Source organism: Streptomyces sp. NPDC060002 (assembly GCF_042737245.1).
Classification (GTDB): Bacteria; Actinomycetota; Actinomycetes; order Streptomycetales; family Streptomycetaceae; genus Streptomyces.
In genome coordinates, this window is record NZ_JBHWUW010000032.1 from 62,150 (window position 1) to 81,165 (window position 19,016).

Genomic DNA, 19,016 nt, shown 5'->3' on the forward strand with positions numbered 1-19,016 from the left:
CTAGGGGCGGATGTAGGGCCGGGTCATGATCTCCATGTTGTGGCCGTCCGGGTCCTCGAAGTACGCGCCGTGACCGCCGAAAAGACGGTTGATCTGGCCGGGTTCGGTGTGGCTGGGGTCGGCGTAGTAGTCACCCCAACCGCCTCCAGACGAGCAATCATGGCGTCGAACTGCGCGTCGGGCACGAGGAATGCGTAGTGCTGCGACTGGATCGGCTCGTCCCGCTTCTCGTAGTAGTCGAGCGTCACGCCGTTGCCGAGGTCGACGGGCAGGAATGGCCCGAACGGAGCACCGACCTTCAGCCCAGGATCGCGGCGATGAACTCGGCCGACAGATGACGGTCCCTGGTGTAGATGGCGGTGTGGTTCAGCTGGACGGCGGTCGGCGACAGCTCGGACTCGTGCGGGTACTGCTGGTCGTATGACATCAGTGGTATGTCTCCGGGGCTTTGGATCCGCTGGGGTGGGGCGCCGCACGCGGGCGCCGGAGCAAAGACGCGGAGAAGGGGGCGGGCCTCTTGCCCGCCTCGCGCTCACGCCGAGGCCGGGAACCTCACTCGTGAATGGCCCATGGCCGACCCGGCAGTCACCCAACCGACCCTAGTGGCCAATCATGGGCCGGGGCAACGCCGTTCCTCGGCTGTGCCCCGGCGACTCCTCCGAGGGCCGGCCGCAAGTGAGCCACCGTCGGACTCCGTCGCTTCGGTCATGAACGGAGCCAGATGAGGAGTGCGGCGGCAGTGACGGTGCCGAGGTAGACGTATCCGCGCTTGTCGTAGCGGGTCGCCGCGGCTCTGAACTGTTTCAGCCTTCCGATGGCCCGTTCCACCGTATTACGATCTATGTACCGGTATTTGCCGAAGCGGCTCACCGGCTGCCGCCCCACCCGGGACGAAGATCGACAGCCCGCGGTTTCTGCGCCGGGCGGAGTAGAAGCTGAAGAAGGCGCAGCGGGAGTTGTCCCGCAAGCAGAAGCGGTCGAAGAACCGGGAGAAGGCCCGCTTGAGGGTGGCCCGCGCGCACGCGCAGGTCGCGGTGAGCGACTTCGTGGGGCGGGAGTTCGCAGGTGGGGTTCATCACTGGCGGTTCGAAGGTGCTTCGCTGGGCCAGATGTCGGCTGCGGTCTGTGCGGCCGATTCTGCTGCGGGCTGGGGGCCAGTGAGTCCAGTGAGCGGAGCTGGCCTGGCGGGCTTCTTGCCGGTAGCGGGGTGTTCGGCGAACAGGGCGACGGTCAGGGCGAGGCGGGGGCCGTAGCTCGTAGACCAGGCGGTGCGGTGGGCGGCTGTGCCGGTGTGGCCGGCTGGTGGGCCGCCGGTGGTAGTGGTCTGTAGCAGGCGGTTGACAGCTTCGGCGGCCGCCGCGGTCATGGCCGGGTGGGTGACGGGGCGGGCGGTGTAGACAGTGTGCCCGCCGCGCGTGATCTTGGTGATGGTGTAGGGGGTGGCGTGGCGGCCGTTGGCGGCCAGGGTGGCGTAGGCGGCGGCCATCTGGATGGTGGTGGGGGCGGCGGTGTGCCGGAGCTGGTCCACTGGTGGGGCCAGTTGGATGTCTGTGAAGGGTGTCAGGGCGGTGCCGGCCTCGATGGCACCGTTGAGGGCGTCGTTGAAGGGCTGGCGGGCGTAGTCGGCGCCGCCGTACAGCAGTCGGATCGCGCCGTCGCCGGGGACCACCGCGGCGATTGCGGTGTGCAGTCGGGCTCCGGGGGCGGCCCTTCGGGTGCGGGCGGCGTCGGCTTGTGTCCGCACGGTTTCCTGGGCCGCGTCCTGGAGGGCGAGGTCGAAGGTGGTGTGCACGGTGTAGCCGCCGTGGGCGAGCTCGTCCTGGCTGATGCCGAGCTTGTCGGCGGCTTCAGCAGCGGCGGCGTCGATCAGGTACTGGCGCTGGCCCTCGGTCTTCCCGGGCGGGAAGAACCGGAACGCGGGGAAGGCGGCCTGGGCTTGCTGCTGCGCGGTGATGGAGCCGCCGGCTTTCATGCCGTTCAGTACCCAGGTCCAGCGGCGCTGCAGGACGGCGGTGACTTTCGGGTCGGATCCGGCCTTCTCGTAGTAGGAGGGAAGGTTGATGATGGCCGCCAGCGCGGCTCCCTGGGCGATGGTGAGATCTTGGGCGTTGATGCCGAAGTAGTTGCGGGCGGCGGCCTGGATGCCGGCCGCGCCGCGGCCGAAGTACACGGTGTTCAGGTAGCCGGCCAGGATCTCGTCCTTGGAGCGAGTGCGGTCCAGCTTGATCGAGATCAGTGCCTCTTTGGCCTTGCGGGACAGCGACTGTTCCGGGGAGAGCAGGGCGTTCTTGACGTACTGCTGGGTGATGGTGGAGCCGCCCTGTCGGCTGCCCCCGGTGAGTGCGGCCAGCACAGCGCGGGCGATGGCGGTCGGCGCGATCCCCGAGTCGGTGCGGAAGGACCGGTTCTCCGCCGCGATCACCGCCTCCTGCACATGCCGCGGCACCCGGGACAGGGGTACGTCTTGCCGATCTACCGGGCCGCGGCGTCCGAGGTAGTCGCCGCGGGCATCAACGAACACGGTGCTCTGTACCACTGCTTCGGGGTGCGGGGGAGGGATGTCCACCATCGTGTACGCCCCTACCGCCACGCCGCACAGGGCGAGAACCAGGACCACGGCCGAGGTGGTGAGCCTGCGCAGCCACCGCCTCGGGCGGCGAGGGCGCTGGGACCGGTGGTCGCCGCGCCGCTGCCTCGGCCTCCTCAGAGCGAGGCGGTGGAAGGGACGGGAGGACAGGGGGTGAGGCGGCATTGCAGACTGGCCGCCGGAGTCATGTGTCAAGAGAGGGGGATTCCGGTGTATGGGCCTTCGGCGATGACAGGCAGCCTTGTACGCCGACACATCGGAGGCACGGCACGGTCGCGTCGGCACCCTCTTTGTGGCGCGGGCATGCGGAGATGCCGAAAGGTGCTGCGGTTCAGTGCAGAGCTCCGCCGCAGGGCTACGGTTCCTGTCCTGGTGCTCTGGAATGGTGAGTTGCAAGCCTTGTCAGCTGAAGCTAGGACAGGGTCAGGGTGGAGATGGTGTGGCCGGTGGTGTCGTAGACGGTGATGCTGCGGACGAAGTGGTGCTTCTGCTTGGCCTTCGGCACGGTCGTGTCCGGCAGGGGGGTGGTGGCGTACCAGGCGCCCCAGCCGGGCTTGCCGGCGAGCCGCACGATCGTGCCGGTCACGGTGCCCTTGGCGGTTTTGATCTTGATGGTGGCTGGGTCACCCTTGCCGTGGTAGACGCCGGACAGGAAGTAGTCCTTGCCGATCGGTTCGCTCTGCAGGCTGACTCCGGGCCGGCTCATGTCGAGGTTGCCGTCGGTGACGCTGCGGAACTGGTCGGCCTCCTGGGGGGAGGACCAGTGCTTGCCGTCCTTGGTCAGCCACAACTGCACCTTCGGCGCGGCCTGAACCCGCTCACCCGGCGCCACCACCCGGGCGGTGTGGACCGTGGCCAGGGCGGTCGGTGATACGGCCGGGTCGGAAGAGAACGGGCCGGATGGGACGGCGGTCATGGCCAGCGGAACCAGCAGCAGGCCGCAGGCGGTGGCCAGTACCGCGGTGCGACGCCGCCGGTGTGCACGGCCTGCCGCTTCGATCGCGGCCAGCGGGAAGGGGGAAGGCGTGATGTCGTAGGCGGCGCTGGTGAACACTTCACGCAGCCGGCCGGTGTCGGACCGGGACGTCATCGGGGGGCTCCGGAGGTGGAAGGGTCGGTGGCGAAGGCGGGATGGGCCCGCAGGGCCGCAAGGCCCCGGCGGGCGTGGGTCTTGACCGTGCCGAGCGAGCAGTCCAGGACCGTGGCGATGTCGGTGTCGCTCAGGTCGTCGAAGTAACGCAGGACCATCACGGTCCGCTGCCGGGCGGGCAGGGTGGCGAGCGCCTGGGTAAGGGTCGTGCGGTGTTCGAAGGCCTCTGCATGTCCGCTGTGGGTGCGGTGCTCGGTCTCGGGCAGGAACGGCATCAGCAGGTGGGCCACGCGCTTCTTGCGGATCCGGCTGAGGTTGTTGTTGATCAGCGCCCTGTGTACGTACACGTTGACGTCGTCGCGGGGAATGCGCCGCCACCGTGCGTAGACCTTGGCCAGGGTGGTCTGCACCAGATCCTCGGCCTCATGGAAGTCGCCGGTGAGCATGTGAGCGGTGCGGACCAGGCGGGGCCAGGCCGCAGCCGCGAACTCGGCGAAGTCGCCGTGGCTCTCGTGCGTCACAGCAGGCGGTTCCTTCATCAGATTGGAGTGTCGTGGGTGAGGAGTGGTGGGGACCCGCCAAGCCTGGTCGGGGTCCCCACCACAGCCGCATGAGAGTTACGGCAGGGTCAGGGTGGAGATGGTGTGGCCGGTGGTGTCGTAGACGGTGATGCTGCGGACGAAGTGGTGCTTCTGCTTGGCCTTCGGCACGGTCGTGTCCGGCAGGGGGGTGGTGGCGTACCAGGCGCCCCAGCCGGGCTTGCCGGCGAGCCGCACGATCGTGCCGGTCACGGTGCCCTTGGCGGTTTTGATCTTGATGGTGGCTGGGTCACCCTTGCCGTGGTAGACGCCGGACAGGAAGTAGTCCTTGCCGATCGGTTCGCTCTGCAGGCTGACTCCGGGCCGGCTCATGTCGAGGTTGCCGTCGGTGACGCTGCGGAACTGGTCGGCCTCCTGGGGGGAGGACCAGTGCTTGCCGTCCTTGGTCAGCCACAACTGCACCTTCGGCGCGGCCTGAACCCGCTCACCCGGCGCCACCACCCGAACCGAGGACGCCTTGGCGGCAGCCACCTGGACGTCGGCCGCGGCGGAGGCGGGAGCCTTCGCGGACACGATGGCGTGCGCCATTGTCGGTGCCCCCACCAGCGCGGCCGCAACCGACGCGGCCAGCACGTACTTCTTCATTCGTGTCATGGACACAAATCTCCTCGTGGATTCGAGTGAACAGGGTGGAGGGCGCCTCTCCGCCCTCTACAACCCCGTCTGTGACGGTCTTGGATGACACAAGATCGAAGAAATCTTTCGGCGTTTCCGACTCGCGCCTCATGGGACCCCGGGCTGTGTGACCGGGCCGCCGCCCGTGTCACGAGCATCTGTGATTCCCCCAGTGCTACTTGGGTTCGCCACTTTGTTGAGGGGCTGAGCAGGTGGGGATGACGGGGATCGCGGAGCGCGAGGAGGAACGCCGCTGGGTCGTCATGGGGCTGCGCTGAATCAGCGAGTGGCGTTGCGGACCTGTCGAGGAGACGTGGACTCGTCCACGGCAGTGCGAGCTCGGGTGACAGGCGACCACACAACGATGAGGAAGGTCGCGATCGGGCCGAGGACCAGGGACAGAAGCCACCAGTTCCAGCCGCTGCGGGCCCTTGGCCTGCGCGAGACCAGCGTTGATCAGGGTGAGTGTGAGCCACCACGTGCTGAGATTGGTTGCGGTTGTCACGCGGTTCTCCTGCTGGATCGATCGGACCGTTGCTCGCCTGGCGATCTACCAGCGTGAGTCACAGGCTTCACCTGTGACTTGAGTAAGAGCCGCTCAACTTCGCCGGCTCCGGCACACGATCTGGGCGCCGACGCGCTCGCGCAGCCACGCGGCCGGTGTCTCGGAGGCACGGCCCGACAGGGCGCCGACAACCTGTGCGTCTCGACGTCGACCACGATGGTGCCGTAGCGGCGGCCACGGCGGACGGCGAACTCGTCGACGCCGAGCACCCGCGGCGCCCGGTCCGGGACCGACGGGGCATGCAGGTGCCGCAGCAGCCTCATCCGCCCAGCGGGGACGGCGAGTTTCCGGCACAGCCGTGCTCCGGGCCGCCCGCCCAGCTCGGCCGCGACGGCGCGCCGCCAGCTGCGCAGGCCGGAGCCGGCGCGCTGGCAGGGTTCGGTCACGCCGTCGATCTGTTCAACGAACGTCTGCCTCATGCAGGTTGGGCTGTCGCAGAAGAACAGGCGCACGATCAGCCGGACCAGCACCGGCCTGCCGGCAATGGGCCGGTCGTCCAACTGCCGACCGTAGCGGCTGTGCACCCGACGGGACGGGAAGCCGCAGTCCGGGCATGATCTCCACGAGCATGCGGCGCTGGACACCAGGACCGAGGTCCCCTCCGCAAGCACCTCCACACGCTCAACCCGCACCCCCGTCGACCCGAGAAGGAACGCCCTCTCGGGTCGGGGGCGGGCGGGGGGCGATAAGCGCGCAGCCCCCATGACCAGGGGATTCCCGGTTCAACAGCGGCTTGACCCCGACCTTCACGAGATCGCTGACAGAACCACATTCAGAGAGCACCATCAACGGCGCTGCGTTCCTTCCACTGGGGGTAGGGAACGTTCCAGTCGCCGAGACCGTTGCCGGCGTCGACGGTCCGGCCGGTGGAGCCGGCCGTGATCACCGGGTCTCCGGGCCGTACCTGGTCGTAGAGCCAGCGGGCGTCGCTGGTGGTCAGGCCGATGCATCCATGGCTGGCGTTGGTGTTGCCGATACGGGCGGCGTTCCAGGGTGCGGCGTGCAGGTAGGTGCCGGAGGTGGTGAGGTGCACGGCCCACTTGACCGCCATGTCGTAGGCGTCACCGAGGCCGACGGTCTCGGAGTTCATCTGAATGTCGGTGACCTTGTCCATGACGACCATGGCGCCGTTGTGGGTGGGGGTGGCCGGGCCGCCGCCCGATATCGGCAGAGTGCGCAGCGTGCGGCCGTTCTCGGTCACCGTCAGGCGGTGTGCGGCGAGGTCGATCCGCGTGATGCGGGCCTTGCCTATGAGGAACGTGGTGGAGATGTCCCGGGACAGGTAAGCGCCGTCGCCCGTGTCGACACCGCTCAGCGCAGCCGTGACGGTGACTTTGGTGCCGGGGCGCCAGTAGTGGGCAGGGCGCCAGTCGATGCGTTCCTGCCCGGTGAGCGGGTCACGGACCCAGCCCCAGGAGCCCTCCACCTGCGGGGTGGTGGTGACCGTGAGGCGCCTTTCCACTGCAGCCTTGTTCGTAACGGGGTGGTTGAAGCGCAGCGTGACCGGCATGCCTATCCCGACCACCTGGTGATCCAAGGGGCCCAGCAGGGCCCGGTTGGTGCGGTCGGGGCTGATGGTGGTGAAGTGGGTGCGGGCGGTGATGCGCTGCCCGTCAGGGCCCGCTGCGGTGACCTGGACGGTGTAGGTGGTCGCCGGGCTCAGCGTGCGGCCCACGATCCACTTTTGGCGGGCGGCGTCAAGCGTTCCTGAGACCGCGACGTGGGCCTTGCCGTCACCGCCATCGGCCGGAGCGACTCGTACAGAAGTCAGGGTGCCGCCCGTGGCGGTCACCTGCAGCGCCGTGTCCGGCGCCACTCCGGTCACGCCGTCCGGCACCGACACGGTGATCTGAGGCGCCGGCGCGGCGGCGGTCGGACTCGAGCCGCCGCTGGCGGTACCTGGACGCTGATCGGGGGCTGTGGCGGAGGCGGAGCAGCCGGTCAGCAGCACGGCACACAGGACAGGCAGGACGAGGGGCTTTATGGGGTCCACAGGGTTGCGGGTTCCTTCGAGGAAGCGGGTGTGTGTTCTGATCGTCGTGGCAGAGCGCCTGGCTAGTAGTGGCGGCGGCGGTGTGCGCCGCGGCACCGAGGAGCTGAGTGAGGTCCTGCCATGGCCTGGGTTCGCCCCTTGGGCAGGCGACGCAGGACCGGCTGCAGTGGCGCGGTTGCCTCGCTGATGCGCAGTGGGCGGGCGAGCAGGAGCAGCGACAGTACGAGGGCCAGGCCGCCCGTGGTTGCAGCGGTGAGGGCGCTGGCGGCGCCCTCACCGAGGTGGAGACGGGCCCAGTCGGTGACGAGAAACGCGGCCGCGGCACCGGGCAGGCATGCTGCGACGGCCCGCACGTGGACAGCCAGTTGCGTGAGGCCACCGAAAGCTTCGCTTGGGCCGCCGCCGTGAGAAGACTGGTCGTTGAAGGTCTTGTTCGCTGCCGCGCGGCGGAGGCGGCGGCGCAGCATGGTGACGGTGGCTGCGGCACCGGTCAGGCAGGCCAGGGTGTGAGCTCCGGCCATTCCCATGACCGCCCAGCGCACGGGAAGCACGTGGACCGCGGCGGCGGACAGGGCCGCGTTCGTGCCGGAGGTCAGGATCATGAGCAGGACCGGGGTGCGGGCATCGTCCAAGGCGTAGAAACCGCGGGTGAGCGTGTACTGCACGCAGAAGGCAGGCAGCCCGAGTGCGAAGGCGGCCAGGATCTGACCGAGGACCTCCACATCGCCGGGCGTGACGGTGCCGTACCCGTACACCAGGCCCGCCAGCGGTTCGCCCAGCACGAGGAATCCCATGGCGGCGAGCGTGATCACTCCCGCGGAAGCACGGACGGTGCGCCCCAGCCCACTCGCCAGCGCCCGGTAATCACATGCCTGGGCCGATCGGGTCAGAGAAGGGAGGGCGGCGGTAACCAGTGAGACGGTGAGGATGCCCTGCGGCACGACCCACAGCTGGTAGGCGCTGTTGTACGCGGTCAGCCCGACCCCTACCGTCACACTCTCGGAGGCCGCACGCTCGCCCACCCCGGTGGCCAGCACCGTGATCACCCAGAATGCGCCCTGCGACACCGCGATGAGCAGCAGCGCCCAGCCTGCCGCTCGCAGCGGCCCGGCCAGACCGGCACCACGCCAGTCGAACCGGGGACGCCACCGGTAGCCGGACCGGCGCAGCGACGGCAGCAGCACGAGCGCCTGCGTCGCAATGCCCAGGGTGCTGCCCGCTCCGAGCCACGCCACCTGCCCGGACGTCATCTCCGCCGCCCCGCCGTGGCCGGCGATGCCCAGGTACAGGCCGAAGACACCGGCAACCATCAGGTTGTTGACCACTGGCGCCCACATCATCGCGCCGAACCGCTCCCGCGCATTGAGCACCTGGCCGAGCACGGCAAACACGCCGTAGAAAAGGATCTGCGGCAGGCAATACCGGGCCAGTACGACCGCCGTGTCCCGCTGGCCGTCGGTGAACGCCGGCGCATACAGGTCCACCAGGCGCGGCGCCGCCACGACTGCGGCACCAGAGAGGATCACCAAGGCGACCAGGCACGCAGTGACGAGCCGGTCGATGAACGCCGCCCCGCCGTCCGGCTGCCGGGCGGCCCGGACCAACTCGGGCACGAACACCGAATTCAGCGCGCCGCCGATCAGCAGCATGAACACGATGTTCGGCAGGGTGTTCGCGACTGCGTAGGCGTCACCGCTCAGCCCCGTGCCCAGCGCCGCGACCACAGCTGCACTACGCACAAACCCTGTGACCCGGGATGCCAGCGACCCCAGCACCATCACACCGCTGCCCCGGGCAGCACCGGCCGCCGGGGAGTCGGCAGCATCTCGCCCCGCTGGTGGCGCTGTGACGAGCATCGCGTCCCTCCCGCCGGTGCCGGGACTCCGTTCTCGAGCGGTGCGATCGTCGGAGTACTGACCGGGCACCACAGGACCAGGCCAGTCCGGGCCGTAGCCACCGCTCCGCCGGTTGTCGGCGGGCCGGGCGGGCATCATCTGCTCACCGGCCGATGCACCGGAGGCACCGCGGAGGACGTACTCCGCAGCGACAGAGCATCCTCGTGATTCCTCGGATCACCGGCCCATACCGCCAGCCGAACGGCGACGTCGGAGAAGGTGCTGCGGATCAGGCCCAGGCAGCCGGCACCCGCCGTTCTCGTGGCCGCAATGCGCGCGGGCATCGACGCCGACCCGTTGGTCTGATGTCTGATGGTGTTGTGCATGGTGGCACTCCAGTTGGCTCCACATGGGTTGGATTCGATGACGGGCTCCCCGCGGAGGCATGTGCCGCCCAGCTCAAAGCCGGCACTCCTGCCCGGCTCGAACGGGGCCACCTGTGACCGTGTGACTGCTGCGCTGGCCTTGGTTGCCATCGACGAGGAATCGGGGACCGACTCGGTCCGCGGTGCCAGAGGCAAGAGAGTCCGCAGACGCGCCAGCGGGCTCCAGGACTGCCGACGAGGTGGTGGAGGGGACGGAGCCATGACGTCACTTCCCCCTGGGCCGGGACGGAACAGCCGTCTGGAAGTGGTGGTAGTCCCTTTCGCTCCAGCGCCCGCCCCATCGCAGTCCCCGGCCTTCGAAGGCCTGGACGGCCGGGCTCTCAGGGCCGTCCAGCACAGCCCGGTGCGGGCGGCTGCGGTCCAGGTAGTAGGAGTGCGGGAACACTCCCGTCCGGGCCTCGAAAGGGTTCTCCCAGGTGTTGATGTCGATCGCCATGCCCCAGGCGTGCGGGGAGAGCACGCGCTGCGCTTCCTTGCCGTCGACGTAGCGGCAATTGAAGCCGCTGGTGTTGTCGGCGTTCATCGACGCGTAGTCATCAGCACCCTTGAGCGGGTCCTTGCCGAAGTCGTCGACCAGCCGCATTTGCCGGATCGGATAACGCAGGCGGTAGAGGTCTGTGAAGATCGCCGCGGTCTGCTCGGCGATGGAGACATGGACGACGATCTCTCCGCGGTAGCGGTAACCGTCGAAACCCCAGTAGTTGACCTGGACGTAGCGGAGCTCTTCCTGGCCCACCGGGCAGTCCTCGGTGAAGGAGACGCCTGCCATGCGCTCCCACACCTGGCCGGGAATCGGTGAGACGACAGCGTTGGCCCCCGTCCCGACGGCGCGTGGCCGCTGGGCGGGGTCGGCGACAACGCTGAAGTGGGGCTCCACGGCCCCCCGCGAGTGGGCAACGGGCTCCTCTGCGGGGCGGGTCGCGACCCGGAACGGGGCACTGACCGTGGTGCCGGCCAATGCCGCCCGGTAGTCGGTCGGCTTCCACGGCGACACTTGCACCGAGACTCGGCCCGTCGCGTCAAGACGCAGGGTGCCGATGCTGCGCCACGAAGAGGTTCCAGCCGCGCGGCTCTGCCAGTTGACCCGAGTCCCGGCAATCTTTGCGGCCGGAGCGGTCACGGCAACCTGCAGCGTCTCGGGGTGCTCGCTCGTGACCGTCACCGCGCGGGGCCCGCTGACGGTCACCGATACACCCGTCGCCGTCCGCGGCATGGCGGCGGAAAGATAGCTCTGCAGCACGGAACCACCCGCGATGGCCACCGCACCCAGGGCGGCTGTGCTCAGCACCGATACCAGCGGCAGGTTCCGTATCGCCTTGAACTGATTGGGCTTCCGTGACATCGGTCCTCGCATTCCGGGCAGACAGTGCCGTCGCGGGAACGCAACGGTCAAGTAGGGGGGAAATGAGAGAAGTTCCGCAGAGAGGCGGGCACGTCATTCCACCCTCTAAAACCCCATCCGTTGCGGATCCGGATGACACAGGCCGGAAGATTCTTTGAGGCCTCGATCACGGCCAGGGACACGACGCCGGCAGAGCATGTGGGTATATCTCGGCCGCACCCGGAGCCGAGGAGCGACCGAAGCGACTCGCGGCCGGAGCCGGCCATACAGCGAAGCGGCCGCCGGCTCGCGGCCGGACGCCCAGTTGCTTCAGTCGCTTGGGCCGCAGCGGGACGCACCGAGTCGGCGACCCACGGCGCAGCCACTCAGCGACCGTTCGATCGCTGCCACAAGCAAGACAAAGCTGCAGGTCAACGAAATGGGAGAGATCCGGCAGTGGCCCAAGAGACCCAAGCTCCGGGTATATGAAGACATTCATGTGTGCGTGTGTGCGTTACATATAGGAGGCTTCAGTCGCTTCAGTTGCTGTTCTGAGTACCGATTACTCTCCGGCCTGCGGACTTCGTGAGGCAGGGTGGCAGCGACTGGACGTGGCTCGGTCGCTGTCGAGGCCCGCCGGCTCCAACCGAGTTCGGGGGTTTCCGCCTCCAGCGTGGACGATGGCCGCCGAACCGGGCGACGGGATCCGCGACTGCGCGCGGGTGGCCCACCTGGACGGTGACCTGCTCAAGGACGCGGGTGCGGCTGATCGTGCGCAAGGACTGAGTGCCGGATCAATATCTGAGTGCGACTCACATGAAGGGAAAGCGTGAATCGTCTGTACGAGCGCACCAGCAGACTCTGTGACGTGTCAGAGATCGACGCATCACTCCGCGCCGAAATGGACGCGCATGCCGAGGAGAATCAACTCGGCGTGACCACGAGCGCAGCGCTGCACTGTTGCGACACCAGCAGCGTGCGCCTCAAGAAGCCCGGGCTGATGTCACGGCTTACAGGGTCGGCGGACTCCGACACTGAACACCGGACGGTTGTTCTTGTCACGCCTCGGTACCTCATTGTGGCCGTCGCCGGAGAGAACCGTGGGGTGCATGTGAGTTCCGCACGACTCGACGCGATCAGCATCGAATCGTACCGGCTGGCGGCAGAGATTGACTCCGGAGTGAGTGCCACCGGGGTGTGGTCGGATGGACACGCAGGGTCGCGATATGTCGGACTCGGCGAGAATTCTGACGGGCGAGCCTTCCTGGACCAACTCCGCACGTCAATCGCCGAGGCAAAAAGTGCTTGACCGCGGACCGCCAAGCGTATTCGTCTGACCCATGGCCCACATGCGTCATCACCTCCGTGGCTTCCCGGAGCGCGATATCCGGCAGGTCCGATCAGGTAGCCGATCCCGCCTTCCGGCGCTCTCCGATGACAGGGGATAACGCTTCGCCGATGGCTGGGGATAACGCTTCGCCGGTGACTGGCAAGCGGCCAGCCCGGAAGAGCATCAGGGTGGCCCGCCGCGAGGCAAAGGGCTATGCCAATGCACTTCATTGTGAAAAGCTGACGAAATGCTCCTAGAAACTCCCCGACTCCACCTGCGCACATTTCGGCCCGACGATGCACCAGCGTTGTCGGCTTACCGCTCGGACTCGATGATCGCCCGCTATCAAGGCTGGACCGCCCCGGTATCACTTGAGTCCGCCACCTCGCTCGTGCAGGAGTTCGCCGACAGCGACCCCAGACGGCCTGGATGGTTCCAGTACGCGATCGAACTCAAAGCCGATGGCTGTCTCATCGGCGATATCGGCGTACACCTGCACGAAAACCGGATGCAGGCTGAACTTGGCTTCACCCTTGCCCGAGACCGCCAAGGGCACGGCTACGCCACCGAAGCGGTGCGAGCCGTGCTGGACGACCTCTTCACGCGAGGCCTGAACCGCGTGTCAGCGGAGTGTGACGCCCGCAACGTGCCAAGCGCGCAGCTCCTTGAACGAGTCGGCTTCCAGATCGAGGGGCGGCGTCCCGCATACACCTGGATCAAGGGCGAATGGACCGACGACCTGCTCTTCGGCCTGCTCGCCGACCGGTGGATCCAAGCGGACGTGGGCGGGCGCGCTTCCTGATCAACAGACAGGACGGGTTCACTGCGGTCCACTGCGACCCAGCCCGTGCGGGGCCCATGAGCACGGCAGGGTGGAGAGCCAGGTCACGGCGGTGCTGTCCGGCTCGTCGACGACGACCGAACCTAATGGTCAGAGTCGAGGCGGACGGCGAGCGGCGGGACACGCCCGGGCCGGTGCGCCCGGAGCGGCCGTCGGCACCGCGGGCGCCGGGCCGTGCCGACGGCCCTGTGGTTGGAACGCGCCGGGCCGCGCAGAGTTGTCGACGCACTCTGTGCTGGAACACGCCGCGAGGGCGGCCCGGCTGGTCCTGGACCGCACCGGGGGCCGGGCGCTGCACGCCCCGGCTGAGGACTGCGATGCTGCAGATGCTCCTCGACGACAAGGCTCCACAGGCGGCGCGCCTGCACTCGGTGCGCGGTCTCGGCCTCACCGCGGAAGCCAGGCCCGGGCCCTCGCCCTGCCGGACGGGCCACGCGCACGTGCAGCCGCTCGCGGCATCCGACGATCGCGGAGTGCAGTTCGGGTCCTGGGCGTTCCCCCTCCAGCGCGTGAGGGCCTCCGGCCGGCCGCCCTCGATGGGCTCCGTCGGGGCTCCGTGGACAACGCGATGATGGAGTTCCTTTGGGCACGCGTCCAGGTCGAACTGCTCAATAGCGCTGGCACTCCGCGCTGGGTATACCCGGCCCGGTTGAGTACGAACTCCGAGCCCCGCCAGGAGCCTGGAACCAAGCAACCCGACTCCATCAGACCTGGGGCACATCAGTCTGGACTCGCTCCGAATCTTGCACATAGCGGGCCACGACGATGAGCTCGTCAACAGCATCACGATCAGCACCGACAGGACCACGGCCGTGGTCGAGTACAACCATGGGGTGCGCCTGTGGTGCCTTGCCACCGCCGAGCCGCTGACCCCCTTGCTGCCACAGATCGCGTCCGCCCGGCCATCACCTTCCGGGCGGTACTACGCCTGCCAGCCTTCGACAACCGACACCGCGCCGGGGCTGGCTCCCTGGTCGATCTGGGAACTCACGACTCCCCGTTGATGCTGTGGAGGGCGGGGGTATGTGGAGTTGGTCGGTGGTGTAGTTGCCGAAGCGGAGTACGTTCTCGCGCCGGTAGGGGCTGAGCACCGCCAGATCGGCCGGAAGTAGCCCAGCCTGGCACAGGACTTCAGCAACACCAGCAGCGTGAGGAACGACTCGGGACGGTCATGGGTCCGCTTCGCCGCCCACGCAATCTCAGCCTCATCAGGGGTGAAGAAATGCGCCAGCTCGCGATCGGAGATGATCCGCTTGAACCGCGGATACGCCGTCCGCTCCACAGACGCCACAACCACACCGCCAATCACATGGTCGGCAGCACACTACTTCGTCCCGTGCCTACGATCATCACGGATCGTCATCCTGCGGCGGACACGCCCCGCAGCTAGGAGTTACACAGCGTGATCAAATGGCCCGTTTCGCAGGTATCTCCTCCGGACACCAAGTGGCCTCAGGTACGGCCTCAAGCTCCGGATATGCTGCCGCCGTACTCGGTGTCACCGCCTGCAGCCGACCAGCAAGCCGCATAGGCGAGGCCGGCGAGCGCGGCCATCCCGCCCTCACGCCAGGCGCGACGCCAGCGTTCCACCGACCGCCGCGGTTCTCTCGCAACGGGCAAACCGCTCGCCGGCCTCGTACCGAGTCCGTTCGCGAGACCGACGCCGCTCCGCGGTCAGGCCACCGCCCTGCGCGTACCGCATACCACCGGCCTACCGCAGGGATCACCACATGTCACCACCCCCGACAACAATCCGAAGAGATCAGTAGGTGTTGCTCACGTCTCTGTTGCGGCGCGAGGCAGGACGAGATCCACGGTCTCAGGAACTGTGCAGCGCGGTATCGGCCTCATGGCCAGAGCTGTTGCGGGCTGTATGCGATCTCCATGTACTGGTTGTCGGGGACGGCGACGAATCCAGAGCGCGCATAGAGCCCGTGTGCCGTTTCTGTAGCCAGGAGTATTCGGCGGACGCCAGCTGTCTGCGGGTGTTCCAGGGCAGCCTTGACCAGCGCGTCGCCAATGCCGTGAGCTCTGTGTTCAGGCAACACGAAGACGTCACAGATCCACGCGAAGGTGGCCTGGTCGGTGACCACTCGCAGGAAGCCGACCTGGCTGCCATCAGGAGCGTAGGCGCCCAAGCACAGGGAGGTCTGCAAGGAGTGAAGGAAAGTCTCGCGCGGTATGTTCCTGGCCCATGGCGCATGGGTCGTTAGGAATCCGTGTACCAGTTCCACATTAATCCGGCCGGGGCTGTCGTCGATCATGTAGTCCAACGGGTTACTCCTCCTATGGCGGCGGCTCACCAGGCATTGCCGATGCGATCAAGAATCGTGAAGCTGAAGCCATCGCCGCATGATTTCGCTTGCCATGCATTCTGCAGCATCGGCAATCGGCAGGTCAGCTGGAGCGTGGAGGCGGATAGCGCTCAAGTCGAGCCATCCGACCCAGCGTCCTACGGAAACGCTACGAGCGGCCAACCCGACCGCGCTCCGCTACGACCAATACAAGTCGGGAACCTCAGAGGGACAACGGGCACCTCGACAACTGCATCGGTCATCGGAACTACCCGAGCATGCCCGTTGACCATGCTGCCGCACCGCGAAACGCCAAGATCCCCGACAGAGTCAAGCTCAGGCCCGGAGCGGTTCACAGGCCACAGGAACGCGGTGACTGGCCATGGGGTGCAGCGAGCCCCCAGCGGGTCAGTTACGGCAGGCTTGGCTCTGCGACAGTCCGGGCGCCGCCAGTGCCCGATGCATGCGCTGGAAGGTGTCGCACGGCAGGCACGCACAGCAGAGCAAGGGCGGCGGGTACCGCGATGATCGTCATCGCGTACAGGGTGGGCCGCATGCCCAGGGAGTCGGACACCGGACCGGCAAGGGCCAGGCCGAGCGGCATGAGTCCCGCCGACAGCAGGTGGTCGTACGAACTCACACGGGACAACGCGCTTTCGGGCACGTGTGTCTGCAGCGCGGTCTCCCACAGAACGAAGAAGAGCGAGACGGCCACACCGGTAACCGCTTCGAGCACCGCGATCAGGAGGAGCGAGCCGCCGGATCCGATGATCACCGCCTGGCAGGAGGCCACCGCAAGCGCAGCGGCCGCGACGGCCATGGGGCGCGCAATCTTGAGCCGGTAGGCGCCTACATCGCCGACGATCGAGCCGACACCGAAGGCCATGACCACGACTGACCAGTTGGCTGCACCGCCCCACTCTTGTTCGGCAAGCACAGGACCCAGCACGAACACCGACGGCAGCACGATGACGTGGTAGACCGCCATGGCTGCCATGCCGGACCAAATCCACGTCCGGGTACGCACCTGCACCCAGCCTTCGTGCAGTTCCCTGAAGAACTTGCCCCGGGTGGTCACCGGTCCGGGCTCGGGCGGTGTCTCGCGCGGTTGCAGCCGGGCCAGGAACGCGGCACTGACTGCGAAGGTCAGGGCGTCCAGGGCCAGGGCGCTGCCTGGGCCGGCCAGCGCGAGCAGGCCGCCCGCCAGGGCCGGTCCGAGGATCAGTCCGGACGACTGGACGAATCCGCGGAGGGCATTCGCCTCCCGGAGCCGTTCGGGCGAGACGACCTGCGGCATCAGCCCGGTGGAGGCAGGCATGAAAAATGCGTCCGCTGTGCCGAACACGACCATCAGCAGGACGAGATGCGAAACCTCGGCCATGCCGGTCAGCAGCAGCACGGCGGTCATGCCTTGAGTCGCGAACCGGACCACATCGGAAACCAGCATGATGCGGCGCCGCTGGAAGCGGTCTGCCCATACCCCGCCCACCAGAGTGAACAGCAGCATGGGCAGCAGCCCTGCAGCCGCCACCAGTCCGACGTCAGAGGCGGATCCGCCGACCGAGAGCACCGCGAAGGGCACTGCCACGAACGACATACGGTCGCCCAGCACGGACAGGGACTGCCCGACGAACAGACAGGCAAACTGCGGCTCATCACGCAGCACGCCGGGAATCAGGGATTTCACACCGAGGCCGATCAGAGCAGGAGAGTCAAATGTTCAGCACCCGATGATAGAAGGGCCATGCCTGCCAGTCGCCCGAGTTTCACACCAAGCTGTTGGCCCCGAAATCCGAAACGGCTGCCGTGAATCGGGAGGGCGTTTCGATGCGTCCCCTCCGGAAGTGTGTGCCATGCGCCAGGGAGCATAAGAGTCAGCCCCGAATATCTCAGTGGATTTCCGGGACCAATATATGGTCCGACCCCCTGACTGCGGGAGACAGAGTTCCGCGAAGATCTACTGGGTGACAGTGCCCGTGTCGCTTATGGCATCTCCTTCACTTGGCTGAGCTACGGTGCGACAGGATTCTCTCGGCCGGCCCGGCGGATTGTTACGATCAGGAGGAGTCCCAGAGCGTAGTGAGTAAGGATGGCCGCGGAGACGATCACCTTGCTGGTCGGGTTGGAAAATATCCCATGGTCAGACAGTGCGATCCACATGAGCCAGTCCACGGTGGCACTTGCCACCTGATAGAAGGCCAGACCTCGAGCTACGCTGAGAGTTGGTTTGTCTCTCAGCTGCCACGCAATCCAGGCTTGTGCGCCAAGCGAGACAGCGAGGAGCTTTGTCACCCAGTGGCCGTCAGCGGTCAGGTCCCAGCCGGTGATGCCTTCAAGGATGAAAGGCGGAAGGAGGCCCAGGAGCATATATCCCAGCTCGAGAAAAGCTGTCATGCGAAAAAGTAGCGGTAGCGCCAGAATGCGACTCACTCTACTTGTTTCCTTGGAAGATCGGGGGCGGTCGATGGAATACCAACGTAGATGATGCACGGTTGCTTGGAACTGAGTAATCGTTACTTACAAGAGCAGCAGGTTCCGCGGCCGTGTCCGGCTGGCAGATGCCCGAGAACCAGGGGTAGCAGGCCTCAGGTGGTGGCCTGCGGTGCGGACGGCGAGGCCCGTGGAGGCGCGCGGTAAGGTCGCAGGCCCATGGACATGAGCGCACGAAACCCATTGATCGCGGTCCAGGCCGGGCAAGTAGCGCTGTCGGACCGGCGGACGCAACGCAACTGGCGGGTCGATCTCGCGCCCTACAAGCTCGGTGTCTTTCCCATCACCCAGGCGGTGTTCGCCGACGTCACGGGCCAGTGGCCAAGTGCCGTGCAAGGGGACGCGTTGCCCGTCGAGGGAGTTTCGTGGTGGGACGCGGTCAGGTTCTGCAATAGCCTGTCCCAGCTTGAGGGACTCGCTCCCGCTTACCGTCTCCATGCTGAGGCCGAAGGCGTCGATTGGGACGCGTCAGCCGATGGGTACCGGCTGCCGACCGAAGCCGAGTGGGAGTACGCCTGCCGTGCCGGCACGACCGGCCCGCGTTACGGGCCGCTCGACGAGATCGCCTGGTACCGCGGCAACTCCGACGAGCGAATCCACGACGTGGGCGGCAAAGTGCCCAACCCGTGGGGCTTTTACGACATGCTCGGCAACGTCTGGGACTGGTGCTGGGACGTGTACGACGCAGAGGTCTACGGCAGCTACCGGGTACTGCGGGGCGGCGGCTGGTTCGACGAACACTGGAGCTGCCGGGCATCCGAGCGACGCCGCAGCCATCCGACCTTCCAAGTCGACGACGTTGGATTTCGCGTCGCCCGCTCCGTCATGAGTTGATCTAAATCGAGTGCGGTGTCGCCTGGGTGGCGATCCGCCCAGTCGGCTGAGGGACGACTTCTGCCCCCTGCGGCCCCCTATTGCAGACGGCATCGTCCAGAAGCTCATCACTGTCGCCTGTTCTCCTCGAAGATCTCTTCGGCTCGGCGGTAGGAGAGCCGGGCACGGCCGGTCGC

General features: G+C 67.3%; 16 protein-coding genes and 2 pseudogenes. 4 read left to right on the forward strand and 14 right to left on the reverse strand.

The window, feature by feature from the left end; genetic code table 11:
- Both ACFWBD_RS25860 and ACFWBD_RS25865 read right to left on the reverse strand, forming a co-directional pair.
- Nucleotides 1-427, reverse strand: a pseudogene (locus tag ACFWBD_RS25860) (VOC family protein).
- Nucleotides 428-705: 278 nt separating this feature from the next.
- Nucleotides 706-828 carry a hypothetical protein gene (locus ACFWBD_RS25865; RefSeq protein ID WP_385671206.1) on the reverse strand — a complete coding sequence of 41 codons (123 nt, stop codon included), beginning with the start codon at nt 826-828 and terminating at the stop codon, nt 706-708.
- A 53-nt stretch (nt 829-881) separates the two neighbouring features.
- Here ACFWBD_RS25865 and ACFWBD_RS25870 point away from each other — a divergent pair.
- A pseudogene (locus ACFWBD_RS25870) lies at nt 882-1,034 on the forward strand (transposase); the annotation flags it as partial.
- A 41-nt stretch (nt 1,035-1,075) separates the two neighbouring features.
- Here the strand turns inward: ACFWBD_RS25870 and ACFWBD_RS25875 are convergent.
- The 8 genes from ACFWBD_RS25875 to ACFWBD_RS25910 form a co-directional block, all read right to left on the reverse strand.
- Nucleotides 1,076-2,752 (reverse strand): transglycosylase domain-containing protein, encoded by a 1,677-nt coding sequence (locus ACFWBD_RS25875; protein WP_385671209.1) that lies wholly within the window; start codon nt 2,750-2,752, stop codon nt 1,076-1,078.
- 247 nt (nt 2,753-2,999) lie between these two features.
- Nucleotides 3,000-3,677, reverse strand: coding sequence for a hypothetical protein (locus tag ACFWBD_RS25880; RefSeq protein ID WP_385671212.1), 678 nt, complete (start codon nt 3,675-3,677; stop codon nt 3,000-3,002).
- Entirely contained in the window at nt 3,674-4,216 is a 543-nt protein-coding gene (locus ACFWBD_RS25885; protein WP_385671215.1) for a SigE family RNA polymerase sigma factor, read from the reverse strand. The genes ACFWBD_RS25880 and ACFWBD_RS25885 overlap by 4 nt, the downstream gene beginning before the upstream one ends.
- 78 nt (nt 4,217-4,294) lie before the next feature.
- Nucleotides 4,295-4,870: a hypothetical protein gene (locus ACFWBD_RS25890; protein ID WP_385671218.1), complete on the reverse strand. Its 576-nt coding sequence runs from the start codon at nt 4,868-4,870 to the stop codon at nt 4,295-4,297.
- Between the two features lie 522 nt (nt 4,871-5,392).
- A complete protein-coding gene (locus ACFWBD_RS25895) occupies nt 5,393-6,160 on the reverse strand; it encodes a transposase family protein (RefSeq protein WP_385671221.1) in 768 nt (255 codons plus the stop codon).
- A gap of 68 nt (nt 6,161-6,228) precedes the next feature.
- Nucleotides 6,229-7,449 carry an Ig-like domain-containing protein gene (locus ACFWBD_RS25900; RefSeq protein ID WP_385671223.1) on the reverse strand — a complete coding sequence of 407 codons (1,221 nt, stop codon included), beginning with the start codon at nt 7,447-7,449 and terminating at the stop codon, nt 6,229-6,231.
- Between the two features lie 62 nt (nt 7,450-7,511).
- Nucleotides 7,512-9,443, reverse strand: coding sequence for a murein biosynthesis integral membrane protein MurJ (gene murJ / locus ACFWBD_RS25905; RefSeq protein WP_385671226.1), 1,932 nt, complete (start codon nt 9,441-9,443; stop codon nt 7,512-7,514).
- A 492-nt stretch (nt 9,444-9,935) separates the two neighbouring features.
- Nucleotides 9,936-11,072 carry a M15 family metallopeptidase gene (locus tag ACFWBD_RS25910; RefSeq protein WP_385671229.1) on the reverse strand — a complete coding sequence of 379 codons (1,137 nt, stop codon included), beginning with the start codon at nt 11,070-11,072 and terminating at the stop codon, nt 9,936-9,938.
- 847 nt (nt 11,073-11,919) lie between these two features.
- On the opposite strand from ACFWBD_RS25910, the gene ACFWBD_RS25915 reads away from it, so the two are divergent.
- Nucleotides 11,920-12,360, forward strand: a complete 441-nt coding sequence (locus tag ACFWBD_RS25915; protein WP_385671232.1) for a hypothetical protein — start codon at nt 11,920-11,922, stop codon at nt 12,358-12,360.
- Between the two features lie 268 nt (nt 12,361-12,628).
- Nucleotides 12,629-13,183 carry a GNAT family N-acetyltransferase gene (locus tag ACFWBD_RS25920; protein ID WP_385671235.1) on the forward strand — a complete coding sequence of 185 codons (555 nt, stop codon included), beginning with the start codon at nt 12,629-12,631 and terminating at the stop codon, nt 13,181-13,183.
- Nucleotides 13,184-14,144: 961 nt separating this feature from the next.
- On the opposite strand, the gene ACFWBD_RS25925 is transcribed toward ACFWBD_RS25920, so the two are convergent.
- The 4 genes from ACFWBD_RS25925 to ACFWBD_RS25940 all read right to left on the reverse strand — a co-directional run bounded on the left by ACFWBD_RS25925 (nt 14,145) and on the right by ACFWBD_RS25940 (nt 17,946).
- Nucleotides 14,145-14,531, reverse strand: coding sequence for a DUF4158 domain-containing protein (locus ACFWBD_RS25925; RefSeq protein WP_385671238.1), 387 nt, complete (start codon nt 14,529-14,531; stop codon nt 14,145-14,147).
- A 538-nt stretch (nt 14,532-15,069) separates the two neighbouring features.
- A complete protein-coding gene (locus tag ACFWBD_RS25930) occupies nt 15,070-15,486 on the reverse strand; it encodes a GNAT family N-acetyltransferase (RefSeq protein WP_385671298.1) in 417 nt (138 codons plus the stop codon).
- 442 nt (nt 15,487-15,928) lie between these two features.
- On the reverse strand, nt 15,929-17,203 hold the full coding sequence (locus ACFWBD_RS25935) for an MFS transporter (protein WP_385671241.1): 1,275 nt from the start codon (nt 17,201-17,203) through the stop codon (nt 15,929-15,931).
- Nucleotides 17,204-17,526: 323 nt separating this feature from the next.
- Nucleotides 17,527-17,946 carry a hypothetical protein gene (locus ACFWBD_RS25940; RefSeq protein ID WP_385671244.1) on the reverse strand — a complete coding sequence of 140 codons (420 nt, stop codon included), beginning with the start codon at nt 17,944-17,946 and terminating at the stop codon, nt 17,527-17,529.
- Between the two features lie 219 nt (nt 17,947-18,165).
- On the opposite strand from ACFWBD_RS25940, the gene ACFWBD_RS25945 reads away from it, so the two are divergent.
- Complete coding sequence (locus ACFWBD_RS25945) at nt 18,166-18,840, forward strand: formylglycine-generating enzyme family protein (protein ID WP_385671247.1); 675 nt, start codon at nt 18,166-18,168, stop codon at nt 18,838-18,840.
- Nucleotides 18,841-19,016: the final 176 nt, after the last annotated feature.